The organism is Muriicola sp. (assembly GCF_049669965.1).
Taxonomy (GTDB): Bacteria; Bacteroidota; Bacteroidia; order Flavobacteriales; family Flavobacteriaceae; genus Muriicola.
This window is the reverse complement of sequence record NZ_JBATLB010000063.1, coordinates 1-4,680: the sequence shown is the minus strand read 5'-3', so window position 1 is coordinate 4,680 and position 4,680 is coordinate 1. Positions and strand designations below refer to the sequence as shown.

The window sequence follows — 4,680 nt, the reverse complement described above, 5'->3', positions numbered from 1 at the left end:
ATCATGGGCTATGCGGGCATTGTGGAAGGAAATAATGTACAAACAAGTGGGGATGATTATTTCCATTACAATAGCATCCTTCAGATCTCCGAATATATTGCAACTACCGGTTGTGCAGTAGAAATGTCGATCTCAAATTCACCTCCGGTCATTACAACTATTGGAAACTATACCATTCCTAAAAACACCGCCTTTGTCCTTACGGGAGAGGCAGCCGATCCCGATCCGGGGGATGTACTTACCTATACCTGGGAGCAAATAGATAATGGGGTGGTTACAACCAATACCTTTGGTCCACAAAATGCCAGCGGAGCTAACTTCAGATCGTTACCTCCAACAATACAGTCAGCACGTTATTTTCCAAAATTGTCAAGGGTTATAACGGGGCAATTAACTCAAACAAATCCGGCAATCAATGCGGCCTGGGAAACCGTATCAACTGTTGCACGCGATCTTAACTTTGCCCTTACCGTAAGAGATAATTCTGCGGAAGGCGGGCAGGTTGCCTCTGACCTGGTCAATGTTAAGGTCAGTAATGCAGCAGGTCCTTTTGTGGTTAACTCACAGGCTATGGAGGAGACCTATAGCGCAGGTTCCCTGCAGACCGTGAGCTGGGATGTAGCTAATACAAATAGTTCTCCTGTAAACACGCAGTTTGTAGATATTTATCTCTCTCTAGACGGGGGTAATAGTTTTCCTATCCTTCTGGCAGAAAAAGCAATAAATGATGGCGAGCATGAAATTTTATTGCCTGGGACCGCAACCACCACGGCCCGTTTTATGGTCAAGGGATATCAACATATCTTTTTCGCGGTAAACAGTACAAATTTTATCATCGAAGAGGCACCTGTGGTACTTCAGTTTGACGACCTCACCTTTGATGTTTGTCAGCCGGTAGATAAAGTAATACCATTTGTTTATGAAACTTATGGGGGCTTTAATGAAGAAGTTACCTTTAGCGCCGGCAGTCTACCTCCCGGATTAGGGATTTCTTTTTTGCCGGGTACGGCCATGGCCAACAATACCCCGGTAGAAATCACTATTTCCAATACAACAGCAGTACCCGAAGGGGTTTATCCTATTCAGATCATAGCGACGGCACCTTCCTATACCAAAGAAGTGACCATTGTGCTAAACATCTTTGACACAGATTTTCCTGAAGTAACTCTCTTAAGTCCTGCAAATGCAGCAGTAGATGTCCCGCTTAAACCAACGCTGACATGGGATACGCCGGCAATTAACTTTGCCTATAGAATAGAGATCGCCACAGATCCCGGATTTACCTCTGTAGTGAATTCTACCAGAGTGCTCTTTAAAAATTATATTCCCGAAAATTTACTTCCGGAGACTACCTATTATTGGCGAATCAAACCTATCACAAATTGTGGAGAGGGGGTATTTGGAAGCGCCAATAGCTTTACAACACTGCCTGTTAATTGCAAACAGAAAATTGCCAAAGATGTGCCGGTATTGATATCATCAACAGGTACTCCTACGGTGAGTTCTACCATCATGGTGGTAGATGATCTGCTCATTACGGATATTAATGTAATGGTGAACATAGAACATTCCTTTTTATCGGATTTGATCATTAGCCTAGTTTCCCCTTCGGGGACGGAGGTTCAACTCACCGCAAATTCCTGTTCTCAACTAGAAAATATCGATGCTACCTTTGACGATGATGCCGCTCCTTTTATTTGTAATGGTGATCCCGGGATCAGCGGAACAGTTAAACCTCTAGGCTCTCTGGCATCGATCTATGGGGAATCTTCCTTTGGTGAATGGACACTGCTGGTTCGGGATACCGCCCCTGCAGATGGGGGAGTTATCATAGGATTTACCTTAGATTTTTGTGTAGAAGGAATTTTTAGGCCAGACGCTGATGGCGATGAGGTATTTGATGACGGGGACGACCTATGCCTGGGGACGCCACCCAATACAGAAGTAAATGCCGATGGTTGCCCTGTATATCGTTTCGGACAAAGCAATTTCGAGATAGCGCTAGGCAGCGAGTCTTGTATCACTTCCAATGACGGTAGGCTGGAGATCAACGCCGGAGTGCCTTTGAATTATACAGTGGCAATTAATGGAAATGGGGTTGATATTTCTGATAGTTTCACTTCTATTTTTGAACTAAACACCCTTTCTGCAGGCAACTATACTGCCTGTATCAACGGTACCGATGGCAGTATTTTTTACGAGGAATACTGTTTTGATTTTGTCATTACCGAACCAGATCCCTTGTCGGTATTGGTAGCGCTAGATCCAAGTAACTTTCAAGCAACAATAGATCTGGCCGGTTCGGCATTGTACAATATTGAATTGAACGGGATCCTTACCCAAACCACTCAAACTCTATTCACCATAGACCTAAAATCAGGGATCAATACTTTAAAAGTTACGGGTGGTCTGTCTTGTCAGGGTTCCTATGAAGAGGTGATCCTGATCGGTACGGAGCCTGTGATATATCCTAACCCATTTGTGAACGAGCTAACGGCTTTCCTGCCTGCAATGGAAACAAATGTACAAGTGAAGGTGTTTAATATGCTTGGACAAACCGTTCTATCGAAAAGTTATACACCCGGCGATCGATCTATAACCATGGATTTTGCGGAATTGCCTTCCGGGGTATATTTGTTGAATCTCACCGGAACCCGATTCAACTATGCTACTAAAGTCATAAAAAGATGAAACAGAAACTGAGCCTGTTATTGATCATTTTACTGGTTGCCTGTGGCAAGGATTCCCCTAAACCACCGGAGGCAGCTGTGTTGATTTTTCCTCAAAAAAATTCTGAATGCATTACTGGGATCAGTTTAAATAATACTAGCAGTCAGGTAGAATTTAGGTGGTTGGCAGCAAAATATGCAGACACCTATCAATTAAAATTTACCAATGTCCTAACGAATAGCTCGGTGACCAGTGCGCCTACCGAAGCATTGTCTGTCAGGGTTCCTCTTTTAAAGGGTGTTCCCTATCAATGGACGATCACCACCCAGAACAATGAAACTCAAGAAATTGCAATAAGCGAGGCATGGTATTTTTACAATGCGGGTACAGAAACTACCTTTCCTCCTTTTCCCGCGCAGATAAATGAGCCACTTTCCGGAGCCTCAGTGGCGCGCGATCTCAATAACGAGGTGACATTAGGTTGGACAGGGGCAGATGTGGATAATGATATTGCTACCTATGATGTGTATCTGGATACCGTTGCCAATCCACAACTCTTATTAGCGAGTACTTCCATTAGCATTACAGAGCTACCGGCCAGTGTAGCCGCTGATACTATTTACTATTGGCGGGTGGTAACTACAGACAGGGAAGGAAATAGCTCTGATTCTGGCACTTATTCCTTTAGGGTAATTCGCTGATCAGGTATTATTGAATTGGTTCATGGTAGTGTTCACCCCTTGCAGTACAAAGGAGTTTACAAGGGTACCACATCTGTCTAGTCTTTCTGGTAAAGTTTTTTCTTCTTCTTCATTCCAGTTACCCAATACATAATCTACTTGTCTTCCTTTGGGGAAGTCAGATCCCAATCCAAAACGGAGTCGGTTGTACTGATTGGTTTGTAGGGTATTTTGAATATCGGCCAGGCCGTTATGACCCCCGTCACTACCTTTTGTCTTTAAACGCAGTGTACCAAAAGGGAGGTTTATATCGTCGGTTATGATCAGCAGATGCTCCTGAGGGATCTTTTCCTTCTCTAACCAATAATGTACCGCCTTTCCGCTTCTGTTCATAAAGGTGGAGGGTTTTAGGAGCAAGATACTTCGACCTTTGATCTTAAAGGTAGTAGTGGCGCCTAATTTGTTTGAAGAAAAAGACAACTCATTTTTTTCAGCCAGGCGGTCTAGAATTTGAAATCCGATGTTATGCCGGGTATTTTCATATTCCACACCTACATTTCCCAGGCCAACGATCAAGTACTTTTTCATGAGGTCTTCTTCTTTCAGGAGGGACGATGAGTGCCCAAAAAGTGATTTTATAATGGATAGCATAGCGGGGGAATCATCCCGCTAAAATACAAAAGCATCCCGAGAAATGATCCCGGGATGCTGTTCATTGAGACTATTAAATAATTATTCTTTCTCTTCCGCAGCAGCTTCAGTGGCTTCAGCCGGAGTTGCTTCTCCTTCTGCACCTTCTGCTCCTTCAATTTCATCTCCTTCTTCATCATCTTCCTCAACAACAACTGCTGCACGTGCTGTTTTAACCTGCACCACAACCGTAGTTTCCGGGTGTAAGATGGTAAATTTGTCATTAAGCAGAGATTCTACCGTAATGTTATCCCCAATTTTCAAAGTAGAAATATCTATATCGAAGAAATCTGGCAGGTTGTCTGGCAAGGCTTTAATGGCCAGGAGTCTTTTCCTAAATAACAAGCGACCTCCATTTCTAACCCCAGGAGAACTTCCTAGTAATTTAACAGGAATATTCATTGTTAATTCCTTATCCGGGAATAACTGATAAAAGTCGACATGCAATATTTTATCAGTTACAGGATGAAATTGAATATCCTGCATAATGGCCTGTAATTTCTTGCCATCTTCTAAAACAACCACAACTGTGTGGGCATTAGGAGTGTACACTAAATCTCTGAATGCTAATTCATGTGCTGAAAAGTGTAGCGGTTTTTCCCCTCCGTAGACCACGCAAGGGACCATTCCAGCATTACGT

At 43.3% G+C, this 4,680-nt stretch carries 4 protein-coding genes; 2 read left to right on the top strand and 2 right to left on the bottom strand.

Features of this window, described 5'->3' with window-relative positions:
• The coding region (locus WBM49_RS03795; protein ID WP_424370736.1) for a T9SS type A sorting domain-containing protein at window positions 1-2,691 on the top strand (2,691 nt) is incomplete at its 5' end.
• Window positions 2,688-3,371: a hypothetical protein gene (locus WBM49_RS03790; protein ID WP_424370735.1), complete on the top strand. Its 684-nt coding sequence runs from the start codon at window positions 2,688-2,690 to the stop codon at window positions 3,369-3,371. The genes WBM49_RS03795 and WBM49_RS03790, both read left to right, overlap by 4 nt.
• Here the strand turns inward: WBM49_RS03790 and pth are convergent, their stop codons facing one another.
• Together pth and WBM49_RS03780 are read right to left on the bottom strand one after the other, a co-directional pair.
• Window positions 3,372-4,001, bottom strand: coding sequence for an aminoacyl-tRNA hydrolase (gene pth / locus WBM49_RS03785; protein WP_424370734.1), 630 nt, complete (start codon window positions 3,999-4,001; stop codon window positions 3,372-3,374).
• 81 nt (window positions 4,002-4,082) lie between these two features.
• A partial coding sequence (locus tag WBM49_RS03780; RefSeq protein WP_424370733.1) for a 50S ribosomal protein L25/general stress protein Ctc occupies window positions 4,083-4,680 on the bottom strand: 598 nt, incomplete at its 5' end.